Below are 19,256 nucleotides of genomic sequence, written 5' to 3'. Positions count from 1 at the left end.
GCAGGTGCTCCTCGGTCGGGTCGGCGGCCGGCCGGGTGCCGGTACCGCGTGGTGGTGACCCGCGCCGGTGACGGGCGGAGCGGGTGGGGACGGTCGGTGACGCCGGGCGGGTGGGGACGTCGGTGATGCTGAGCGGGTGGTGCGGGATGCCGCGGGTGCGCGGCGTGCGGCACCGGCCGGGTCAGGTGCGGTCGATGTGCACGCTGGTGGACTTCACGCGGGCGGTGGCCTGCATGCCGACCTCCAGCCCGAGCTCCTCGACGGCCTCACGGGTGAGCAGGGAGACCAGACGGTGGGGACCTGCCTGGATCTCGACCTGGGCGGCCACGTCGCCGAGCTTGACGGCCGTGACGATCCCGGGGAAGGCATTGCGGGCCGAGGTGTACGGTTCCCCGTCCTCCGTGTGGGCGCCCTGACCCACTTCGACGGAGAAGGCGGCCAGGTCGCGCCCGTTGATCAGGCGTCGGCCGCCCTCGTCGCGATGGGTCACGACGCGGCCTGCGTCGGCCCAGCGGCGCGCGGTGTCCGGGCTGACGCCCAGCAGACGTGCTGCCTGTCCGATGGTGTAGGACTGCATGGGCGACAACGTAGGCCTTCATGTGGCGCATTTGCAATTCTCTTGGCCTGATCTCCATGGCAGATGCCATACCTGTTGGCGCATCTGCCAAAACTCGTTCCGCTCTGCCGCACCCGTCTCGCTAGAGTCGGGGCATGGCTGATGAGGTAACGGGAACGGGCACGGTGCGGGTCGACGCGTGGATCTGGTCCGTGCGCCTGACCAAGACCCGCTCGACCGCGGCGACCGCCTGCCGGGCGGGCCACGTGAAGGTCAACGGGGAGCGCGCCAAGCCGGCGCAGCCGGTGCGCGCGGGGGACGAGGTGAGGCTCTTCCACGCGGGGCGCGAGCGGATCGTCGTCGTCAAGCGGCCCGTGTCCAAGCGGGTGGGCGCGCCCGTCGCCGCCGAATGCCTGATCGACAACAGCCCGCCGCCGCCGACCCCCGTCGAGGCCGCCGTGGTCGGTATCCGCGACCGCGGCGCGGGCCGCCCGACGAAGCGCGAACGGCGCGAGATCGAATCCCTGCGCGGCCGCCCGTAGGAACGAGCCGGGGACGAACCGGGCACCGGGCAGCCACCGCCGCCCGGGGTCAGGTCTTGCGGTACGTGTACGCGTCCGCGGCGGCCGCCGCGACCTCCGCCAGCGGGGCTCCCGTGGAGGCGGTCACCGCCGCCGCCACCGCGCCCTCGACGAACGGCGCGTCCAGCAGCAGCGAGCCGGGCGGCAGTTCGTCCTCCATCAGCAAAACCTTCACCGTCAGCACCGAGCTCCCCAGATCGGCCAGCAGGGCCACCCCGGCGCCCCGGTCCACCTCCCGGGCGGCCGCGAGGATCCGCTCCGTGCTCGTGCCGAGCCCGCCGACGGCCGTCCCGCCCGCCGCGGCCACCGGGGCCACGGGTCCGCCCGCCGCCAGGTCACGAGCCAGCTCCGCCACCGCCTCCGCGACCCGCGCACTGTGCGACACCAGCACGATGCCGACCAGCGCCGTCACCGCGCACCCTCCGCTTCCGCCACGTCCGCCAGCGCCTCCAGCAGCAAGGCCGACGAGGTCGCCCCCGGATCCTGGTGGCCGATGCTCCGCTCGCCCAGATAGCTGGCCCGCCCCTTGCGCGCCAGCATCGGCACCGTCGCCAGCGCCCCGTTCTCCGCCGCGGCCCCGGCCGCCCGGTACGAGCTGGCCAGCGCGGCCACCCCCGGCACCAGCGCGTCCAGCATCGTCTTGTCGCCCGGCGCCGCCCCGCCCAGCTGGGCCACCGCGCCGACCCCCTCGGACAGGGCCGCGCGCAGCTCCGCGTCCGAGACCTCGGCCGACTCCCCGAGCGCCTTGCCCGTGCGCCGCAGCAGCGTCCCGTAGAGCGGCCCCGACGCCCCGCCGACCGTCGAGATCAGTGTCCTCCCGGCCAGCTGGAGCACGGCGCCCGGCGCCCCCGCCGGCTCCGCCTCCTGGGCGGCGACGACGGCCGTGAACCCCCGCAGCAGATTGCTTCCGTGGTCGGCGTCACCGATGGGCGAGTCGAGCTCGGTCAGCCGGTCGGCCTCCCGCTCCACCGCGGCCGCGGCAGCCGCCATCCAGCGTCGGAAGAAGTCTGCGTCACGCACTGGTTCTCCTCGCCTCGCACCTGTCCGGCCGGTCCCACCGGGACACCATACGTTCAGCGGCCCCAGCGCAGCGCCGCCGTCTGCACGGGCGCGTCCCACAGCCGCAGCAGCTCCTCGTCGGCCCGGCACAGGGTCACCGAACACCCCGCCATGTCCAGCGAGGTGACGTAGTTTCCGACGAGCGCCCGCGCCACCGGCACACCCCGCCCGGCCAGCACCCGGGCGACCTCCGCGTGGAACCCGTACAGCTCCAGAAGGGGCGTCGCACCCATCCCGTTGACCAGCGCGAGCACCGGCCCGTCGGCCGGACCGACCTGCGCCAGCTCCTCCAGCACGACGCCCACCGAGACCTCCGCGATCTCCCGGGCCGACATCATCGGGCGCCGCTCCCGGCCCGGCTCGCCGTGGATGCCGACGCCCAACTCCAGCTCCCCGTCCGGCAGGTCGAAGGTCGGGCTGCCCTTGGCGGGAGTGGTGCAGGCGCTCAGCGCCACTCCGAAACTCCGCGAGGACTCGTTCACGCGGCGGGCGAGCGCGGCGACCCGCTCCAGCGGCGCCCCCTCCTCGGCGGCCGCCCCGGCGATCTTCTCGACGAAGAGAGTGGCCCCCGTGCCGCGCCGCCCTGCGGTGTACAGGCTGTCGGTCACGGCGACGTCGTCGTCGACCAGGACGCGCTCGATCCGCAGGCCGTCCTCCTCGGCGAGCTCGGCGGCCATCTCGAAGTTCAGCACGTCCCCGGTGTAGTTCTTGACGACGAAGAGCACTCCCCGGCCGGAGTCCACGGCCGCCGCCGCCCGCACCATCTGGTCGGGCACCGGCGAGGTGAACACCTCACCCGGGCACGAGGCCGACAGCATCCCGTACCCCACGAACCCGGCGTGCAGCGGCTCGTGCCCGGAACCGCCCCCGGACACCACCCCGACCCGGCCGCCGCCCCGCGCGTCCCGCCGTACGACGACCCGCCGCTCCACATCGACGTCCAGCTCGGGATGGGCGGCCGCCATCCCCCGCAGGGCGTCGGCGACCACGGTCTGCGGACTGTTGATCAGCATCCTCATGCGTATCTCCCAGCGAGGTTGACAAGTGACTCTCTGAGCAATGTTTTCGCAGGTCAGAAGGTCCTGATGCCTACTGATGATCTGGGCGGCCCCTGGCGCTCGAAAGCGGGTTCCGGCGGTACTGATGCCGTCCCCTTGCTGACCTCGTGCTGACTTCAGAGAGGCCGTCGAGAACGGGTTCGCGTGAATCGTTTGGGAGCCGTGGGTGCGGACATATGCATAGCGTAAGACGTTTAAGGGGACGATATGGGCGCTGGTGAGAAAGCAAAGGCTGAGATGGAACGAGTTGCGGGAAGGGCTGTGAAGAAAGCGGCCCACGCCATGGGCAAGGAGACACTGGCCGCCAAAGGCGCCGCTCTGGAAGCCCGGGGCAATGCCCGGCGCGTCAAGGAGAAGGGCAAGGACGTGCTGAGTTGACGGCGTCGGATCCTTGGTCATTGGATGAGACAGGAAGGAATCATGGGCATAATTGCTTGGATTCTCATCGGGCTGTTCGCGGGCATCATCGCCAAAATGCTGATGCCCGGGAAGGACCCCGGCGGTATAATCATCACCATATTGATAGGCATTGCGGGCGGCCTGCTCGGTGGATGGCTCGGTAAGGTGATTTTCGGAGTTGACTCCATCGACGGCTTCTTCGAGATCTCGACGTGGGTCGCCGCCATCGTCGGCTCCCTCATCCTCCTCGGCGTCTTCCGCCTCTTCAAGCGTGCTAGGCACTAGCAGGAAACGGCAACCGGACGCTGGTCCCTTTGATATGCGAAACGGCTTCCCTGCGCGAGCGGGAGAAGCCGTTTCCTTCGTTGCCCCGCACGCACGGCTGACCTCGGTACGGACCGCGGGTGAGGTCCGCGCTGTGAGGGGTTGCTGCCAGCGCGCTGCCGCAATCGAAGTCGGCATCCACGCCCGAGGGCGTCACGGGCGTCGGTAACCCGTGCAGGACGCGCTTCACCTTGCGGCGCAGCGCCCGCCGAGCGGCCCACACCGTCATTCGCACACCCCATGCTGTCAGTCGCAGGAGGATCCGCCCCACGAGAGGTCGTCGCATCCATCGAACAAGTGCCCAACGCCGTCTCCATTTATGTCCGTGCCGCCCCGGGGTGAACTTCACGCTTGCCTCCCGCAGCTACGGTCCGGTGCTCTCTTCGTCGGCAGGATCATTTCGAATCAATGGGAGAGTCATCTTTAAGTCCATGTGTGCCACCTACCCGGTTTCAAACAACGAGAACACTTCACATTGCCGAAAACGTCGAGATATATCCATAGGTGCGCGCGGGCCGGGCCGAACAGGGTGCCGGCGACCGCAGGGCCAAAGCGGCCAGGCCGTCGACCCGCAGCGTGCGTAGGCGAAACCCACCGGATGGCATGTCCGGCGGGCTACACGGTGCGGGTGACGGTGACCACGACGGTGACGGGCGCCGCCCCGCCGTGCTGGGCCAGGCAGGAGGTGACGGCCGCCCGCACGCTTTCGCGGACCCGTCGGGCGACGTCGACGACGCGGTGGTCCTTGTCCAGGATGCAGCGCACCTCCACGTGCCAAGCCCCGACCGGGGTGAGTTCGCAGTGGACGCCTGCCGCCTGCTGGCGCCCGGTGGTACCTGCGGCCACGGCTTCGTACACGCGGGAGGCCGCGACTGCCAGCCGGTCGGCGAGCGCGGGCTGGAGGGCGACTACGCCGGGAACGTCGAGGGCGGCCCGGGCTGCCGCTCGGTGGATGTTCTCGTAGCGGGAGACGTTCATAGTTCACTCAGTTCGGACTGCTCGTCACCAGGTACGCGGGGGTGTCCCAGTGCTGCGCTGACTTCCACGTCGACGGTGGTGACGGCAAGGCCGAGGACGTGTTCGGCCGCGTGGAGGACGGCTTGGCGTACTGCCTCGGCTCGCACTCGCAGCGGCTGGTCGAGTGTGGCTGCCACCGTAATGACGACGACATGGACGGCGTGGTCGTCCTTCGCCGCGTTCACGCGGCAGCTGGCGGCACGGATGCCGGGGACGGTGTCGGCGGCCCGGCGCAGCACTCTTGCGGCCGCGCTCTCGGCGATGCGCAGGTCGTGATCGGGGTCGTCGAGCAGCAGCATGGTGCCGAGCCGTACCTCGCTGCGGACTGCGTTGATGACCCGGGTGGTGAGGCTGTGACCGTCGGGTTGTTCCTCGGCGCGCAGAGCACGAGTTGCCCGGTCCAGGGCTGTCAGCCCTTCGATGGCCTCCCGGCAGTGGGGACAGCGGCTGCTGTGCGGGTCCGAGGTGCCGGCCGCGCTGCGGGCCTGTTGCCAGGCACGGCCGAGGGGGCGTCCGCAGGGCAGGAGTTCCGCACCCGCCAGCAGTTCCGCGTTGGAATGCAGCGGCGCTTCGGCCCTCGCGCCTGCGGGCTCGTCGCCGGAGGTCGGGTGCGGGTCGTCTAGCGCCATGGGCGCATCGCCTCCATCAGAGCGCGTCGTGCGCGAAAGAGTCTGCCGCGCACTGTTTGTTCACTGCTGCCCACCACGTGGGCGATCTCTTCGTAGTGCAGGCCGTGCAGTTCCCGCAGCACCCAGCACACCCGGAGCTCGGGGCCCAGTGCCAGGAGCGCTTGGGTCAGGGCTGCCGTCGCCGCGTCCGTCTCGGCCACCTTGGGTGGTGAGCTGTTCGCATCCGCGGCAGCGGGTTCGGGGACGGTGTCCAGGGGCAACGGATGGGGCCGGCGGCGCAGAGCGTTGAGGCAGCGGTTCGTCACGATGCGATACATCCAGGTGCTGAACGAGGCGCTGTGCCGGAATTCCGGCAGCCGCCGCCAAGCGCTGATGAAGGCGTCTTGGACCGCGTCCTCTGCGTCCGCCCGGTTGCCGAGCAGATGCTGGGCGAGGGCGAGCAGGCGGCTGCTGTGCCGACGGACCAGCACGGCGAAGGCGTCTTCGTCACCTTCCGATGCTCGTATGGCCAGCACGCTGTCGTCCAGTGCGCCGACAGCGTCCTGCTCGGCGGTGACGCCTGCGATCGGCAGCGCTGCCGATCGTGGGGGGCGCTTTGCGCCACGCTGGGGGGAGGGGGCGGTCCGGTTGCGCATCCGCCGCTCGCTTCCTGCCGAAGACGCTCGTTGCGGCCTGGGTACCTACTTCTCGATGGTAGGCGGGCCGCCCCGTGCGAGCCGCGTGAGGAATGTCCACGCGAGGTGTCCTAAGCATGAGGGCGCCGCAACGGCGCCCGGACATCCACCCCGGGGAGGTCCTCATGTCGGACACCATCAACCCCACCTCAGGCGGAGGCGAATCCCGTCCTGCGGGCAGGACCCTCACGGGCCCCACCGGCGCCGGAACCGCGCCCGAGTCGCGGGGCCGGACGACCATCGCGGACAGCGTGGTCGAGAAGATCGCGGGAATGGCCACCCGCGAGGTGCCGGGCATCCACAGCCTCGGCTCCGGCATGGCCCGCACGCTCGGGGCGGTCACCGACAAGGTCCCCGGCGGCCGTCCCAGCGTGAGCCGCGGCGTGAAGGTCGAGGTGGGCGAACGGCAGGCCGCCGTCGATCTCGACGTGGTCGTGGAGTACGGCGTAGCCATCGTGGACATCGCCGCAGAAGTACGCACCAGCGTCATCACCGCTGTCGAACGCATGACTGGCCTTGAGGTCGTCGAGGTGAACATCGCCGTCGACGACGTCCACCTGCCCGACGAGGAGGACGAGGACGTAGGCGAGGGACGTGTGCAGTGACTCCTCGCAGCCCCCGGACTCAGCGGGCCGCGAAACAACCGATGTGAAATTCAGGTGAGTGAAATGAGCGCAGCAACCGTGGGGCTGATTGCCGGCATGGCCCTGGGCTTCGCCGCATTCTTCGGCGGCTTCTGGGCGTTCCTGCTCGTGGCGTTCCTGGGCCTGGTGGGTCTGATCATCGGCCGCATTTTGCAAGGTGACCTGGACCTGTCCGACTTCACGCGTTCCCGGAACCGGCAGTGACCCCGCAACCTGAGGCTGCGCCGCAGGGTGGTGCAGCACCTCCCACGCGGATGGCGCTGCCGGCGGCCGAACGCGGGGCCACGGTGATCCCGGACAAGGTGGTCGCCCGCATCGCGGCCCGCGCCGCGAAAGAGGCACTGGCCACGGAGACGGACACCTCGGGCGCTCAGGCGAAACTGGCCGGTCCGCGCGCCACGGTCACCGTCGGCAGCGGCACGGCCCGGCTGGGGCTGACTCTGGACCTGCCCTACCCGGTGGACCTCGCCGGCGTCTCCCTGCGGGTACAGGAATACGTCAGTGAGCGGGTGGCTCACTTGACCGGTATGCGCGTCACGGAAGTCACCCTTGCCATCGAGCACCTGATTCCCGCCGACGGCCTGGAGCGCCGCCGCGTGCAGTGAACCGGACCGCATTCCCACCGGGAAGGAGAGCCGGCATGGAACGCGAGCAAGACCCCCTGGCCGAGAAGGAGCCCACCGCGACGGACGAGGCCACCCCCCGCACGGTGGGGCTGCTGGACGAGCGGCCTCCGGCCGGACCACGCTCGGCTGCTCGGCGCCCCTGGTCCTCGCGCCGCATACCCGCGGCGCTCACAGCCCTGATCATCGCGGTCGCGGCGGGAACCCTCCTGTTCGACGTCATCAGGGTCCGTGCAGGCCAGGTTGCCGCAGGCTGGCGCATACGCCTGGCCGACGAACTGGCTGCCCGCCCGCTGGATGACCCAGCGCTGCAGATCGGGGCCGCCGTCATCGCCGTTATCGGCCTCTGGCTGATCATCCTGGCCCTGAGCCCGGGACTTCGCCACCAGCTGCCCCTTGAGACTCCCGACGCGGAGATGCGCGCCGTACTGGACCGCGAGGCCGCGGAACTGAAGCTGCGGGACGCCGCGATGCGCGTCCCCGGGGTCAGCGCTGCCAAGGTCCGGATCTTCCAGCACCGTGTCAAGGCGCGCGCGGATGTGCGATTCCGCGCCCCCGCCGACGTCAAGGCCGATCTTCTGGCCGCTCTGCAGGAGGCCCTCGACCGACTCGCCCTCGCACGCCCTCCGTCGCTCGACGTCCGGGTGCGCCCGCGTCGCAAGTAGTCACGCCTGGGCTGTCCGCCGCCGAGCGGAAGGCAGAAGGGGATCCGATGAAGAGAAAATCCGCAGTCAACCGAGTTCTGCTGGCCCTGGCAGGCATTGTCCTGCTCGGCGTAGGCCTCATGATCCTTGCGGGCGGCTTCGACCTGTACCGACGCGGGTCACTGACACCACCCGACGGGTGGCCCCTGACCACTCCCGACGACATCCTGCTCGCCGACGCCGACCGCACCCGCTGGACAGACGAAGGATGGTGGTGGCCCGTAGCCATCGCCGCCTTGGCCATCGTCACCCTGCTCGCCGTGTGGTGGCTGCTGGCGCAGCTGCGCCGCACTCACCCCGGCGCCCTGTCCGTGGGAGGAGCCCACGCCGTGGACGGAGTGGAACTGAGCGAGGGCGCCCTCGGCGACGCTCTGGCCGCCGACACCCAGCACCTGCCCGGTGTTCACCAGGCCCGCGCACGGATGGACGGCTCGTCGAGTCATCCCGAAGCCCATATCGCCATCACCCTCACGCCCGACGCTGAGCCCGGCCCCGTCATGCAGGCGCTGCGCGACGGGCCGCTGGAACGTGCCCGCCGGTCCACGGGCCGGACCCTGCCTGCAAAGGCGCACCTGCGGTTGACCCCGCACAAACCCCACCGTGCCGAATAGGGGCCCTGCCCGCGGTCGAGAGCGCGAGCTGACAGCGGAGTGCGTTGGGCTGTCACCGGACATCAGAGGAACCGGCGGGCACCTGGCCGGGCCGTGCAGCCGCCGCATCGTCCCCCTTTTGTCCCGGATACCACGAAATGCCTATCTGTTCTCGCGGGGGGTAGGAGCTGAGCAGGCTTGTACTGCCAAGCGCGAGCGGCCGGGAGGTGAGAGAAATGGGCGCAGGTAAGAAGGCCAAGAACGTTGCCAAGACGACCAAGGGCAAGGTGAAGGAAACCACGGGCAAGGCAGTGGGGAACGAGAGCCTGGAGGCCAAGGGGCAACGGGAGCAGATGATGGGTGACGCGAAGCAGGCAGCCCAGAAGGCCAAAGACGCACTGAAGCACTGACACGCCGAGGTGAGCTGGTACGCGAGGTGATACGGGGATGAGGGCCGGCGGGAGATCTCCCGCCGGCCCTCACGTGCGTCAATCGCTGTTGCTTCAAGGGGACGGCTTCACGCGGGCTGCCGGTGCCGGCGTCGGCGAGGCGGAGCTGGCTCCTCCTCTTCCTCCTCCTCAGGTTCCTCGTCAGGTTCCTCGTCAGGTTCCTCTTCTTCCTCCTCAGGTTCCTCTTCTTCCTCTTCGAGTTCCTCGTCGCTGTACTGAGCGTCCTCGCCCGCGTCCTCTTCTTCGCCCTGCTCCTGGCCGTCCGGGTACTCCTCCTCGTCGTCCTCGGAGCCGCCGTCCTCGTACTCGCCTTCCTCCGGCTCTTCGGCTTCTTCTTCTTCTTCTTCTTCGAGGGCTTCTTCGTGTGTCTTGACGACCTCGCCGTCGCGGATCTCACCGCGCCAGCCTTCCGGCTCGTCGTTGGTGAGCATGACGTGGCGCAGGAAGTTCTTCAGGTCCAGACGCAGGCGGCGGCCCTGGGCCCGCCACAGGTTGCCGGTCTTCTCAAACAGTCCGGAAGGGTAGTACTCGACGACGATGACAATGCGGGTCAAAGAGGGAGCGAGCTCGTGGAAGGTGACGCACCCACGAGTGGTGCCCTTGGCGCCCGCGGAGGTCCACACGATGCGGTCGTCGGGGATCTGCTCCTGGACGGTGGCCTTCCAGCTGCGGGTGGAGGGGCCGACCTTGACCTTCCAGTCGCTCGTGACATCGTCCCCGCGGGAGACATCACGGACGCCTTTGGCGAACCCGCTGAAATCCTCGTACTGCGTCCAGTGGTCATAGACCGTACGCAGCGGCAGGCCGACGTCGAGCACCTCGACGATGTTCATCAGCTTGCCGCCGCCGCTCTTGCGGCCCTTCCCCTTGCCGCCGCCGAACGCCTCGGTGACTTTGTCCTTCAGATTGCCGAATTTCTGGCCGGCGAACGCTTTCAGGGGGGAGTCGCCCTGCAAGATCCGGCTACCGATGCCGGCGACGTCCGAGAGGCTGCCGTTGTTGTCAGCGACGTCGTGGAGCTGGCCGGTGACGTCGGAGAGCTTGTCGGTCGCCTTGTCGGCCAGCTGGCCGGCCTGGGCACCGAGGTATCCCGTGAGTTCCTTCAGCAGCTTGTCCATCCCGGAGAGGGACTCCGACGAGCCTGTGCGGTCTGAGGTTGCCATGGCCTACCTCCGCGTGGACGGCTTGCGCGCCGCCGTCTTCTTGGCGGCCGTCTTGCGTGCCGGGCTGCGGCCTGTGGTCTTCTTGGCGGTGGCCTTGGTGGCAGCGCTCTTGCGTGCCGGGCTCTGGGCTGTGCTCCGCTTGCGCGGCGGGGCGCTGGTCTTCTTCGCAGCCGCCCTGCGCGGGGCGCTCTTCTTGGCGGGCGCCGCCTTCTTTGCCGGCCGGGCGCCAGTGGTCTTCTTCGCTGGCGTCTTCTTGGCGGGGGAGGACTTCTTCGCCGCGGCCTTCTTCGCGGGTGCGGCCTCCCTGGAGGGCGCTGCCTTCTTCGCGGGCGTCCTCTTTGCGGGTGCGGCCTTCTTCTCGGGTGCCGCCTTCTTCGCGGGTGCGGCCTTCTTCGCGGGTGCTGACTTCTTCGCCGGGGTGGGGCGTCGCGCGGTCCTTCGGGCGGGTGCCGCGGTCTTGCCACTGCGTGCGCGAGTCGAGGTGCGAGTCCGGCGCGGTCGCGGGGGAGGCTCCTCCTCTTCTGCTTCCTCCTCCGGCTCTTCCTCCTCCGGCTCTTCCTCCTCGGGTTCCTCCTCCTCGGGTTCCTCCTCCGGTTCTTCCTCCTCGGGTTCCTCCTCTTCCTCGGGTTCCTCCTCCTCTTCGGCCTCCGCCTCCGGTCCCTGCTCGCCCTCTTCCTCGTCTTCCTCCTCTTCGTCTTCTTCGACCTCGTCCTCGGGCTCGGCGTAGGCCTCCTCGTCCTCTCCCGCGTAGTCCTCGGCCTCCTCGTCCTCGTAGGGTTCCTCGCCCTCCTCCTCTTCCTCCTCCTCGTCACGACCGCTGCGGGTGAGCTCGAGGGTGCGATCGTGCAGTACGCCGGCGAGGTCGGCGAGCTTTCGGTTGGCCGCGACAGCCAGCGCTTGCTTGCCGGCGTCGAGGGCTTCTCCGCGCAGCTGCTCGGCAAGTTCTTCGAACTGTGGCATCTCCTTGAGCCGGGAGGCGCCTTCCTTGAGCAGCTGTCCGGGTTCGAGCCCGAAGCGACGACCGGCGAGATAGGTCGCCACGGTGAAGGCCAGGCGGCCCTTCTTCGTGCGGCCGAGTATGTATCCGCCAGCCACAGCGGCTGCGAGCGCGATCTTGGTGGTGTCCTCCATGATCATCCCCTGCCAGGGCGCTTTCGGTCTTGTTGGTGTCGCCCGGGGGCAGTGGATCGCAACGTACGCGCTGCCCGGCGACGAGAAGGTGGTATGGCCTGAGGCCGTCCCCGAAAAGGCTTCTGCCCCGATGTGAGGCTTATACCTGGATTTGGTGACATTCTAGTTTCTGTGAGGCCGTCTCCCCAAGGGAGGGCCATATGGCCGCAGCGGAACCTGCACGCCCCCGGCGGGCCTCTTCGCACGCCGCCGGCGACGGCGAAGGGCAGGACAGGGAAAGGCCCAGGCGCACAGCGCCCCGGCGCCGTTCCGGAAAGACGGGCGCAGCGGCGGCTATGCGTGCCGCAGCGCAGCAGCTCGCTGAACTGCTGGGCCGGCATCCGGATTCCGTCTCCTCGCTCAAGCCGACCGAGGACGGCTGGGAGGCGCAGGTGGAAGTGGTGGAGCTGGAACGCATCCCGGACACCACCAGCGTGATGGCCAGCTATCGGGTTGCGCTGGACGAGGACGGTGAGTTGATCTCGTACGAACGCACCCGCCGCTACACCCGCGGCATGATCGACCGGCCGACCTGAGCGCAGGCCGACCGGCGGAAGGAGGCGCCATGACCATGGTGCCGCAGGGCGGTGGCCCCGTCGCCCGAGGGCAAGGAGGCGGCACGAGCAGCCTCTACGACGTCCTGGAACTCATCCTCGACCGCGGGCTGGTCATCGACGTCTTCGTCCGCGTCTCCCTGGTGGGCATCGAACTCATCAAGATTGACGCGCGGATCGTCGTGGCCAGCGTCGACACCTACCTCCGCTTTGCCGAGGCCTGCAACCGCCTCGACCTCGAAGCAGGCCGCAAGGCCCCCGCCCAGCTTCCCGAGGTCATGGGGAACATGATGGAAGGAGGGGCCCGCGGGAAGACCAAGGGAGCCATCGGCGGAGCCGTCGATGCCGTCACCGATTCCCTGACCGGTAAGTCCTCCAAGTCCAGGGAGCCGGAAGAAGAGGAAGAGGCGGAGGAAGAGGTACCCAAGAGACGCCGCCCTGCCGCCCGGCGCCCCGTACGGCGGGAGAAGGAGTAACCGATGCCGCTCTACGTGTACTCGATCGCCGCGAAGGACCACCCCCACCGCCTGGACGGCGTCAGCGGCGTCGGCTCCGATCCCTCCCCGCTGCGCACGGTCACGGCCGGCCCCCTGTGCGCGGTGGTCAGCGACATCGCCGAGGAGATCCGGCCCAAACGCCGCGACCTGAACGCCCACCAACAGGTGCAGGAGCTGCTGATGGCCGACGGGGTGATCCTGCCGCTGCAGTTCGGCTACATCGCCACCGACGACGATGCGGTCCGTCAGGCCCTCGAGTCCAACGCGGAGAACTACCTCGGTGCGCTGGGGCGCCTGGAGGGGTGCGCCGAATACCACGTCAGGGCCTCACAGGCCGATGAGGCACCACTGCTGCAGCAGATCCTCCAGGATGTGCCCGAGGCGAGCGACCTCAACGACCGGATCCGCGGCGGAGACCGGGACCCGAGCTTGCCGCTCGCCCTGGGCGAAACAGTCGCCCGCGAGGTACAGGTACGGCAGGAGGCCCTGGCGGCCGGCCTGACCGAGGCGCTCGTCCCCTTCTCCCGCGAATACCTGGCCCACCCGCCCTCGGGGAGCGACTTCCTCAACCTCTCCCTCCTCGTGCACGACGAGCACAAGGAGGCTCTGCGTACCGCGGAAGCAAACCTGGCGCGGGAGATCGGCAGCGACATCGACCTGCGGTTTTCCGGACCGCTTCCCCCGTACAGCTTCGTCCAGTGACCACTACACCCACGGAAGGGGAACGCTATGGGACTCCTCACCTACCTGCTGACGCTCCCCGTCGCACCGGTACGCGCTGTCACCTGGGTCGCCCAGCGCGTGGTCGACCAAGCGGAAGAGGAGTACTACGACCCCGCTCCGATCTGGCGCGGGCTGGCGGAGCTGGAGCAGCAGCTGCTGCGAGGAGAGATCGATCAGGAGACCTTCGACCGCCAGGAGGACGAGCTGATCGACCGGCTGGAAGAGATCGCAGCGTTCCGGCAGCAGCTTCCCTGAGTCGAAGAATGAGGGGCCACCGTGACCGAACCCCTGCCCGGCCGACCCGGAAGCTTCGCCTCCCGCGCGCCGATGCCATACGGGCAGTCCTCCACCTCCAGCCTCGCCGACATCCTCGAGCGGGTCCTGGACAAGGGGATCGTCATCGCCGGCGACATCCGCATCAACCTCCTCGACATCGAGCTGCTGACCATCAAACTCCGCATCCTGATCGCTTCCGTGGACAAGGCCAAGGAGATGGGGATCGACTGGTGGGAGCACGACCCCTCCTTGTCGTCCCGGCACACGGGTAGCCCGCTGGAACAGGAGAACCGCCGCCTGCGCGCCGAACTCGACGCCCTCCGTGGCCGACTCGAACCCGGCGCGTACGACGAAGAAGAGGTCCCGGGCGAGGAACCGGGTGGCCGACCGGCCGGGCGACGACGGAAGAGTCCTCCGTGAACACCCCCGGCAGCCTCACGTACGTCTACGCAGTCACCCACCGGACAGGCCCGCTGGGCGACGCCCTTGCCGGCCTGCACGGCATCGGCCAGGCGCCGCTCAGGCTTCTTCCGCTCACCGCCGACACCACCGATCCCGCTCCCAGTACCTCGCTCGCGTCGCTCGCCTTCGTGGCCAGCGACGTACCCGAACAGGACTTCGACGAGACCGCCCTCAAGAGCCACTTCGAGGACCTGGACTGGCTCGAGTACGTCGCGCGCACTCATCACGATGTCGTCCAGGCCGTCGCCGCCAGGGCCCCCGTCCTGCCCCTGCGCATGGCCACCGTCTACCAGGACGACCACCGGGCCCGGCAGGCGCTGTCCGCCCAACAGGACGTCTTCAGCCGGCGTCTCGACCAGCTGCGCGCCCACACCGAGTACGGGGTGAAGATCTACCTCACGCCCGAGGCCACACAGCCCCCTCCTGAAGCCCCCGCACCGGCCGCCGGCCCGGGCAAGGCCTATCTGCAAGCCCGCAGGGCCCAGCGTCACTCCCGGGACGCCGTCTATCAGCAGGCAGAGCAGGCTGCCGAGACCATCGAGGCCATCGCATCCCGCCATGCCACCCAGCGTGTACGGCATGCACCCCAGCGCGGCGAACTCACCGGTCCTCAGGAGAACGTGTTCAACGACGCCTATCTCATCCCCGACGACCAGGCAGGGCAGTTCCAGGCTGCCATCGCCGACGCCGCCCAGCGCTTTCCCGACCTGCGCATCGAGGTCACCGGCCCCTGGGCTCCCTACTCCTTCGCCATGACAGCCCCCGGCCCGACCGACGCCCCCGAGCCGTCACCATGACCGTCAGCGGACACGGCGAGCCCCTGCCCGGCCGCCAGGTCGCCCTCGTCGACCTCCTCGACCGGCTCCTGAGCGGCGGAGTCGTCCTCACCGGCGACATCGTCCTGTCCATCGCCGACATCGACCTCGTCCGTATCTCCCTGCGCGCCCTGATTGTCTCCGTCAGCTCCGAGATCGCCCCCGCCGGGGCAGAGGAGGACGGACGCAATGAGCGGTGAACACCCCCCGTCCCCACACCCCCGGCCCGGACGAGTCCAAGACCTCGGCGACAGCCTGTCCCAGGCCTTCCGGCTCATCCAGGCGCCCCCCGCCCCCCACGACAAACCCGCCCACCCCGCCCACCGCCTGACAACCGACCCGGACGCCGTCGGGGAAGACCTCCTGAAGCTCGTCCTCACCATCATCGAGCTGCTGCGCCAGCTCATCGAACGCCAAGCGCTGCGCCGCGTCGATGCCGGCGATCTCACCGACGAGCAGGAAGAAGAACTCGGCGCCACCCTCCTCGCCCTCCATGACAGCCTCGCCGACCTTTGCGAAGAACATGGCTACGCCCTGGAGGACCTCAACATCGACCTGGGCCCCCTGGGGCCCCTCCTACCGCCCCGCGGCTGATGCCCTGATGCCCCCAACCACCTGCACGCGCGGCGGCCCCAGGAGTATTCCTCGGCACCCGAGCTGAACGGGCGGGCTTCGGGCGGCCTCGTGCTCAGTGGGACACGAGCAGGTCCAGCTCGGCCTGGTACAGCAGGGCGGGGTCGCATTCCATTCCGGCGAAGTGACCGCCGAGTTCCAGGGAGAGCACCCCGTGCAGCCGGGTCCGGAAGGAGATTGCCAGGCGCTGAGCCGACGCCGTCTCGGCCTGCCCTACCGACTGCGCAGGGCCATCCGCCAGTGGGCTCTCGGGCGTACTCGCGGGCGCGTCGGGTTCAGCGGCACAGGCATCGGTGAGTATGTCCATGATCTCCGCCGTCAATGCGGCGACGTCAGCGGGGGCGCGGTAGCCCGGTACCGGAGGTCCGTAGACGAGGAAATACCGCTGTGGGTCATCGAGCGCCCATATACGCAGGGCCTGCCCCAGGCCGGCAAGATTCCCTTTTCCCTGGGCAGCCGCTGTCCTGAGTGTCCCCACCAGGCTCTGGTAGGCGTCATGAACCAATTCTGTGAGCAATTCGTCGCGGCTCGTGAAATATCGGTAGAGTCCTGTGCCGCTCAGGCCCATAAGTCTGGCGATCCCGTTGAGGGAGAGCGCGGACGTTCCGGCGGCAGTGATCTGCTCCCAGGCCCGTTCTTTGATCTCTGAACGAACCTGCTGCCGGTACCGCTCACGGGGGGTGGTCGTTGAAGCTGCTTCACCCATGACAGCCTCCTCCTCGCGAGTTACACCCTATCGCTCGCGAGGGATCGCTGTGTTTTCCGGCCACGATGCATCCGGCTAAGGAACAGCCCCGCTCCTGGGGGACTCGTCCCGTCGAACACCAACGGTCCGAGCGGGCGCGCACGAGCCGGACGGGCGGGCTTTCCCCGCACGGGATTCAGCGCTTGAGCCTGTCCTTCACCTTTTCCTTGAGATTCCGGATACGGGAGCCGACGGTCGACGGATCACGGCAGTGTGCCCAGAACGTGGGAAGCTGGTTTGGCCACCCCCCCATGCACGCCGACGGGGAGGAGCGGCCACCCTGAATGCGGCCGACCTCGGCATTTCGGCGATTCAGCCCCCAGGGATCGGCGACGGCAGAGACACGGGACCGCAAGCCCGGAGGCGCGGGAGTACGACATGCCGAACAACCCTGGCCTGAAGATCGGAGCGAGGCTGTACGACGCGACCTACTACCAGGGGAACGCCATCACGGTGCGCCCGGATGGATGGGACAGGGGTGAGGGTGTCGTCGTGTACTCCCTCGCTTCCCTCGGGTTGCGGCGCCTCGGCTCCCTGCAAGCCCCCCTCGAGGCCGCTGCCTCCGACCATCCGTTCCGCCAGGCCATCGGCTGCGTCACCCACGTCACCGTGTGGGCGTACAGGCCCGACACCTGGCCGGATCACTTGGACGAGCACGGAACGACCTGGCAGCAGTACAGCGCTGACACCGCCGATCTCGGCACTTGGGCGGCGAGAACCAAGTACGTACGCGTCTGGCAGCAGGCCAATGACGGAGTATTCGACTTGGACCTGCTTACCGAGGACAGCTTCAGGGCTCCGATCACCATCATGGAGTGACAAGGAGCCTGTCCATTCGAGACCGGCCGTCGGGTGGCCTTTCGGTAGGTGACCAGGACGAAGGCCGTCCGGGCCGCGCTCTCGGCCGAGCACAGTGCCGCAGGACTTCTCCGCCCGCGCGCAGGCGGCGCGCCTTCAAACAGGACGTCGGCCGTCGCCTGACCCCTGTCGGTCTTCTTTCCGGTGTGCTGGTTTCAGACGCGCCGGTCGTCACCGCCTGTAATGGGGATCTGGCGCGGCTTGGATTCACCCGATTTGGAGATGCGGACCGTCAGGACGCCCCTGTCGAGAGTGGCCTCGGTCTTGTCGCTGTCGATGCCCCCGGACAGGCTGGCGCGGTAACAGAACCTGCCTTTGCGCTGGGTGAGCACCTTGTCGGACCTCTTGTCGAGCTCGCCCGTGATGCACAGATCGTTGCCGTTCATCTCCACGGTGATGTTCTCGCGGGGAATGCCGGGCATCTCGGCCTTGATCACGTACGCGTCCTCGGTCTCCTCCTCTTCGGTCAAGGGCGTCCACCCCTGACTGGCCTGGGCGAGGTTTCCCTGCTCCAGAAAGTGGCCCATGTGGTGCCGCATGGACCCGAAAGGATGCCGGGGATCCAACCAGCCCGCGCTGGGGCGGCGCCACATGGTGTCGCCGGAACTCCGTCGAACCGAAAAGTTCATGACAGTATCCCCGCTCCCTCGTCACATGTAGTGCATATATACCAAGTGGGTGGGTAGTGGCTCTTTCTTGCACAATACGTCTTCCCCGATCCCCCGGCCGCCATGCGTAGCGGAGCGGGCCAGGCCGATCGGTGAGGCGACCGCGAAACGCCGCAGCAGGGGCGGTGTCCATGGTCAGCGGGGATCGGGGACTGCCTCAGGCATCGGCGGAATCGAGACGGGATCGTGGCGTTTCCTTGGTACGTGCCCTCCGCAGCCAAAGTGCAGTCGCCGACCGATGGTTGCCGGACTTCAGCTGGCGGCCTTGGTCGAGGAGATGTCTGCCAGAGCGGACTGACCGTCACGATCCTCGGTGAGGCCGGGCGCGTTTGACGCCGAGGGCGTGGCTCTCGGACTCGACCGAGTCGGCGTGCCACGTGTTGGCGCGTGACGCTCGCACGGTGCGTGTGCTGGCCGGCAGGTCGGAGTGCACCATGCGCATGACGGTACCCAGGTGGTACGAGGAGCCGGGAGGCCAGCTGGACGGTATCGGGTAGTCGTGGGTGCGCAGGCCGTCGGCCTGAGTTGGGCAGCGGACGCGGCCAACGGCCCCCCTGCCCTGTGGTAGCCGGACAATGTCGCGCTGGTGCGGGACCAGGTGCGGCAACTCGGTTTGACCGAAGGAGAGTTAGGCGAGCGGCGGCGGGGTGAGACCGCGGAGGGTGGGTGCGCAGCAAGGTGGTCTTGCGGGCGTTGTGCTCGCCGATGACGGCGATGGTAGCGCCGGGGTCGGCGTGGAGGGCGCGCTGGTTGGAGCCGTCACTTCGGCGTGTCACGTTTCCGGGCGGGTTCCTTCTGCACAGGGGAGACCTCCCGAGGGGCCGTAGAGCGTCCGTTCGGGTGGCGTCACTCCTTCGCCGACGGTAAGTGCCGCTGAAGGTGCGTCGGTCCGTGCTGTGCTGTGGCAACGGCCCGAAGGGGGCCGTTCGCGGGCCCGCCCGCTGTTCGTGGCAGGCCCGCCCCAACAGCGAAGGAGGACTGATGTCGCGTCAACGCAAGGACCGGCGAAGCCGGAGCGTGATCAACCAACTACTGGTCCCTGTAGTCCTGTTGACTGTGGCTTTGCTGAACGCCTCCGGGGCTGATGCCGCTGCGGTGCACTCCAAACCGAACCGTGACTGGGACGCCATCGCACGGTGTGAATCCGGCGGGAACTGGCGGGCGAACACCGGCAACGGCCACTACGGCGGGTTGCAGTTCACCCAGTCGAGCTGGAACGCGGCAGGGGGTCGCAAGTACGCACCACGCGCGGACCTCGCCACCAAGGCGGAGCAGATCGCGACGGCGAGGAGACTCGCCAAGATCCAGGGCATGGGGGCTTGGACCTGCGCACGCCGCCGCTGAAAGGCACCCTCCGACAGGAGGGTGGGCCGCCCTGCGGGGGA

29 protein-coding genes are annotated in these 19,256 nt (G+C 68.9%); 18 read left to right on the top strand and 11 right to left on the bottom strand.

From position 1 onward, the window contains the following. Nucleotides 1–181 precede the first annotated feature (181 nt). The gene (locus OG753_RS07650) at nucleotides 182–577 is read right to left on the bottom strand and encodes a helix-turn-helix transcriptional regulator (protein WP_326593088.1); all 396 of its coding nucleotides are present in this window, start codon (nucleotides 575–577) and stop codon (nucleotides 182–184) included. Nucleotides 578–711: 134 nt separating this feature from the next. On the opposite strand from OG753_RS07650, the gene OG753_RS07645 reads away from it, so the two are divergent. Next, nucleotides 712–1,098, top strand: coding sequence for an RNA-binding S4 domain-containing protein (locus OG753_RS07645; RefSeq protein WP_327261038.1), 387 nt, complete (start codon nucleotides 712–714; stop codon nucleotides 1,096–1,098). 49 nt (nucleotides 1,099–1,147) lie between these two features. On the opposite strand, the gene OG753_RS07640 is transcribed toward OG753_RS07645, so the two are convergent. From OG753_RS07640 to dhaK, 3 genes are read right to left on the bottom strand one after another with little or no spacing between them, the layout of a single operon-like run. Then, nucleotides 1,148–1,549 (bottom strand): PTS fructose transporter subunit IIA, encoded by a 402-nt coding sequence (locus OG753_RS07640; protein WP_327261037.1) that lies wholly within the window; start codon nucleotides 1,547–1,549, stop codon nucleotides 1,148–1,150. Continuing rightward, on the bottom strand, nucleotides 1,546–2,157 hold the full coding sequence (gene dhaL / locus OG753_RS07635; protein WP_327261036.1) for a dihydroxyacetone kinase subunit DhaL: 612 nt from the start codon (nucleotides 2,155–2,157) through the stop codon (nucleotides 1,546–1,548). The genes OG753_RS07640 and dhaL overlap by 4 nt, the downstream gene beginning before the upstream one ends. 53 nt (nucleotides 2,158–2,210) lie before the next feature. Next, on the bottom strand, nucleotides 2,211–3,215 hold the full coding sequence (gene dhaK / locus OG753_RS07630; RefSeq protein WP_405787786.1) for a dihydroxyacetone kinase subunit DhaK: 1,005 nt from the start codon (nucleotides 3,213–3,215) through the stop codon (nucleotides 2,211–2,213). A 459-nt stretch (nucleotides 3,216–3,674) separates the two neighbouring features. Between dhaK and OG753_RS07625 the strand changes: the two genes are divergently transcribed. Further along, entirely contained in the window at nucleotides 3,675–3,938 is a 264-nt protein-coding gene (locus OG753_RS07625) for a GlsB/YeaQ/YmgE family stress response membrane protein (RefSeq protein WP_327261034.1), read from the top strand. Nucleotides 3,939–4,592: 654 nt separating this feature from the next. On the opposite strand, the gene OG753_RS07620 is transcribed toward OG753_RS07625, so the two are convergent. Genes OG753_RS07620 through OG753_RS07610 form a run of 3 tightly spaced genes read right to left on the bottom strand, consistent with a single transcriptional unit; the run spans nucleotide 4,593 to nucleotide 6,258 of the window. Next, on the bottom strand, nucleotides 4,593–4,955 hold the full coding sequence (locus OG753_RS07620; RefSeq protein WP_327261033.1) for a hypothetical protein: 363 nt from the start codon (nucleotides 4,953–4,955) through the stop codon (nucleotides 4,593–4,595). Continuing rightward, the gene (locus tag OG753_RS07615) at nucleotides 4,952–5,623 is read right to left on the bottom strand and encodes a hypothetical protein (protein WP_327261032.1); all 672 of its coding nucleotides are present in this window, start codon (nucleotides 5,621–5,623) and stop codon (nucleotides 4,952–4,954) included. Before OG753_RS07615 ends, OG753_RS07620 begins: the two co-directional genes overlap by 4 nt. Continuing rightward, nucleotides 5,614–6,258 carry an RNA polymerase sigma factor gene (locus OG753_RS07610; RefSeq protein ID WP_405787785.1) on the bottom strand — a complete coding sequence of 215 codons (645 nt, stop codon included), beginning with the start codon at nucleotides 6,256–6,258 and terminating at the stop codon, nucleotides 5,614–5,616. The genes OG753_RS07615 and OG753_RS07610 overlap by 10 nt, the downstream gene beginning before the upstream one ends. A 164-nt stretch (nucleotides 6,259–6,422) precedes the next feature. On the opposite strand from OG753_RS07610, the gene OG753_RS07605 reads away from it, so the two are divergent. From OG753_RS07605 to OG753_RS07580, 6 genes are all read left to right on the top strand, one after another. Further along, complete coding sequence (locus OG753_RS07605; protein WP_327261030.1) at nucleotides 6,423–6,902, top strand: Asp23/Gls24 family envelope stress response protein; 480 nt, start codon at nucleotides 6,423–6,425, stop codon at nucleotides 6,900–6,902. 63 nt (nucleotides 6,903–6,965) lie between these two features. Further along, a complete protein-coding gene (locus tag OG753_RS07600) occupies nucleotides 6,966–7,145 on the top strand; it encodes a hypothetical protein (protein WP_327261029.1) in 180 nt (59 codons plus the stop codon). A 50-nt stretch (nucleotides 7,146–7,195) separates the two neighbouring features. Then, entirely contained in the window at nucleotides 7,196–7,546 is a 351-nt protein-coding gene (locus tag OG753_RS07595) for an Asp23/Gls24 family envelope stress response protein (protein WP_327261028.1), read from the top strand. Between the two features lie 35 nt (nucleotides 7,547–7,581). After that, entirely contained in the window at nucleotides 7,582–8,229 is a 648-nt protein-coding gene (locus tag OG753_RS07590) for a DUF6286 domain-containing protein (RefSeq protein ID WP_327261027.1), read from the top strand. Nucleotides 8,230–8,276: 47 nt separating this feature from the next. Continuing rightward, on the top strand, nucleotides 8,277–8,879 hold the full coding sequence (locus OG753_RS07585; protein WP_405787784.1) for an alkaline shock response membrane anchor protein AmaP: 603 nt from the start codon (nucleotides 8,277–8,279) through the stop codon (nucleotides 8,877–8,879). Between the two features lie 215 nt (nucleotides 8,880–9,094). Continuing rightward, nucleotides 9,095–9,268 (top strand): CsbD family protein, encoded by a 174-nt coding sequence (locus OG753_RS07580; RefSeq protein WP_327261025.1) that lies wholly within the window; start codon nucleotides 9,095–9,097, stop codon nucleotides 9,266–9,268. A gap of 107 nt (nucleotides 9,269–9,375) precedes the next feature. On the opposite strand, the gene OG753_RS07575 is transcribed toward OG753_RS07580, so the two are convergent. Next, nucleotides 9,376–10,470: an SRPBCC family protein gene (locus OG753_RS07575; protein ID WP_405787783.1), complete on the bottom strand. Its 1,095-nt coding sequence runs from the start codon at nucleotides 10,468–10,470 to the stop codon at nucleotides 9,376–9,378. 3 nt (nucleotides 10,471–10,473) lie between these two features. Continuing rightward, nucleotides 10,474–11,601, bottom strand: coding sequence for a histone protein (locus OG753_RS07570; protein WP_327261023.1), 1,128 nt, complete (start codon nucleotides 11,599–11,601; stop codon nucleotides 10,474–10,476). 200 nt (nucleotides 11,602–11,801) lie between these two features. Between OG753_RS07570 and OG753_RS07565 the strand changes: the two genes are divergently transcribed. From OG753_RS07565 to OG753_RS07530, 8 genes are all read left to right on the top strand, one after another. Further along, nucleotides 11,802–12,176, top strand: coding sequence for a gas vesicle protein (locus OG753_RS07565; protein ID WP_405787782.1), 375 nt, complete (start codon nucleotides 11,802–11,804; stop codon nucleotides 12,174–12,176). A gap of 29 nt (nucleotides 12,177–12,205) precedes the next feature. Continuing rightward, complete coding sequence (locus OG753_RS07560) at nucleotides 12,206–12,670, top strand: gas vesicle structural protein GvpA (protein ID WP_327261021.1); 465 nt, start codon at nucleotides 12,206–12,208, stop codon at nucleotides 12,668–12,670. A 3-nt stretch (nucleotides 12,671–12,673) separates the two neighbouring features. Further along, nucleotides 12,674–13,393 carry a GvpL/GvpF family gas vesicle protein gene (locus tag OG753_RS07555; protein WP_327261020.1) on the top strand — a complete coding sequence of 240 codons (720 nt, stop codon included), beginning with the start codon at nucleotides 12,674–12,676 and terminating at the stop codon, nucleotides 13,391–13,393. A gap of 27 nt (nucleotides 13,394–13,420) precedes the next feature. Next, nucleotides 13,421–13,669, top strand: a complete 249-nt coding sequence (locus OG753_RS07550) for a gas vesicle protein GvpG (protein WP_383201044.1) — start codon at nucleotides 13,421–13,423, stop codon at nucleotides 13,667–13,669. A 72-nt stretch (nucleotides 13,670–13,741) separates the two neighbouring features. After that, nucleotides 13,742–14,110 carry a gas vesicle protein gene (gene gvpJ, locus OG753_RS07545; RefSeq protein WP_266486068.1) on the top strand — a complete coding sequence of 123 codons (369 nt, stop codon included), beginning with the start codon at nucleotides 13,742–13,744 and terminating at the stop codon, nucleotides 14,108–14,110. Further along, nucleotides 14,107–14,949: a GvpL/GvpF family gas vesicle protein gene (locus OG753_RS07540; RefSeq protein ID WP_405787781.1), complete on the top strand. Its 843-nt coding sequence runs from the start codon at nucleotides 14,107–14,109 to the stop codon at nucleotides 14,947–14,949. Before gvpJ ends, OG753_RS07540 begins: the two co-directional genes overlap by 4 nt. After that, entirely contained in the window at nucleotides 14,946–15,167 is a 222-nt protein-coding gene (locus tag OG753_RS07535; protein ID WP_405787779.1) for a gas vesicle protein, read from the top strand. The genes OG753_RS07540 and OG753_RS07535 overlap by 4 nt, the downstream gene beginning before the upstream one ends. Next, nucleotides 15,157–15,561, top strand: a complete 405-nt coding sequence (locus OG753_RS07530; RefSeq protein WP_327261016.1) for a gas vesicle protein K — start codon at nucleotides 15,157–15,159, stop codon at nucleotides 15,559–15,561. Before OG753_RS07535 ends, OG753_RS07530 begins: the two co-directional genes overlap by 11 nt. A 94-nt stretch (nucleotides 15,562–15,655) precedes the next feature. Here the strand turns inward: OG753_RS07530 and OG753_RS07525 are convergent, their stop codons facing one another. Next, nucleotides 15,656–16,306 (bottom strand): TetR/AcrR family transcriptional regulator, encoded by a 651-nt coding sequence (locus tag OG753_RS07525; RefSeq protein ID WP_405787777.1) that lies wholly within the window; start codon nucleotides 16,304–16,306, stop codon nucleotides 15,656–15,658. Nucleotides 16,307–16,723: 417 nt separating this feature from the next. Between OG753_RS07525 and OG753_RS07520 the strand changes: the two genes are divergently transcribed. Next, nucleotides 16,724–17,164 carry a hypothetical protein gene (locus OG753_RS07520; protein ID WP_327261014.1) on the top strand — a complete coding sequence of 147 codons (441 nt, stop codon included), beginning with the start codon at nucleotides 16,724–16,726 and terminating at the stop codon, nucleotides 17,162–17,164. A gap of 194 nt (nucleotides 17,165–17,358) precedes the next feature. Here OG753_RS07520 and OG753_RS07515 read toward each other — a convergent pair whose 3' ends face one another. Beyond that, nucleotides 17,359–17,673, bottom strand: coding sequence for an Hsp20/alpha crystallin family protein (locus OG753_RS07515; protein ID WP_327261013.1), 315 nt, complete (start codon nucleotides 17,671–17,673; stop codon nucleotides 17,359–17,361). Between the two features lie 1,179 nt (nucleotides 17,674–18,852). Between OG753_RS07515 and OG753_RS07510 the strand changes: the two genes are divergently transcribed. Further along, nucleotides 18,853–19,215, top strand: a complete 363-nt coding sequence (locus OG753_RS07510; RefSeq protein WP_405787775.1) for a transglycosylase family protein — start codon at nucleotides 18,853–18,855, stop codon at nucleotides 19,213–19,215. The last annotated feature ends 41 nt before the right edge of the window (nucleotides 19,216–19,256 follow it).

The sequence above is a fragment of the Streptomyces sp. NBC_00029 genome (genome assembly GCF_045160505.1).
Classification (GTDB): Bacteria; Actinomycetota; Actinomycetes; order Streptomycetales; family Streptomycetaceae; genus Streptomyces.
Note: the sequence above shows the minus strand (reverse complement) of the source record. Positions and strands in the feature narration are given on the sequence as shown.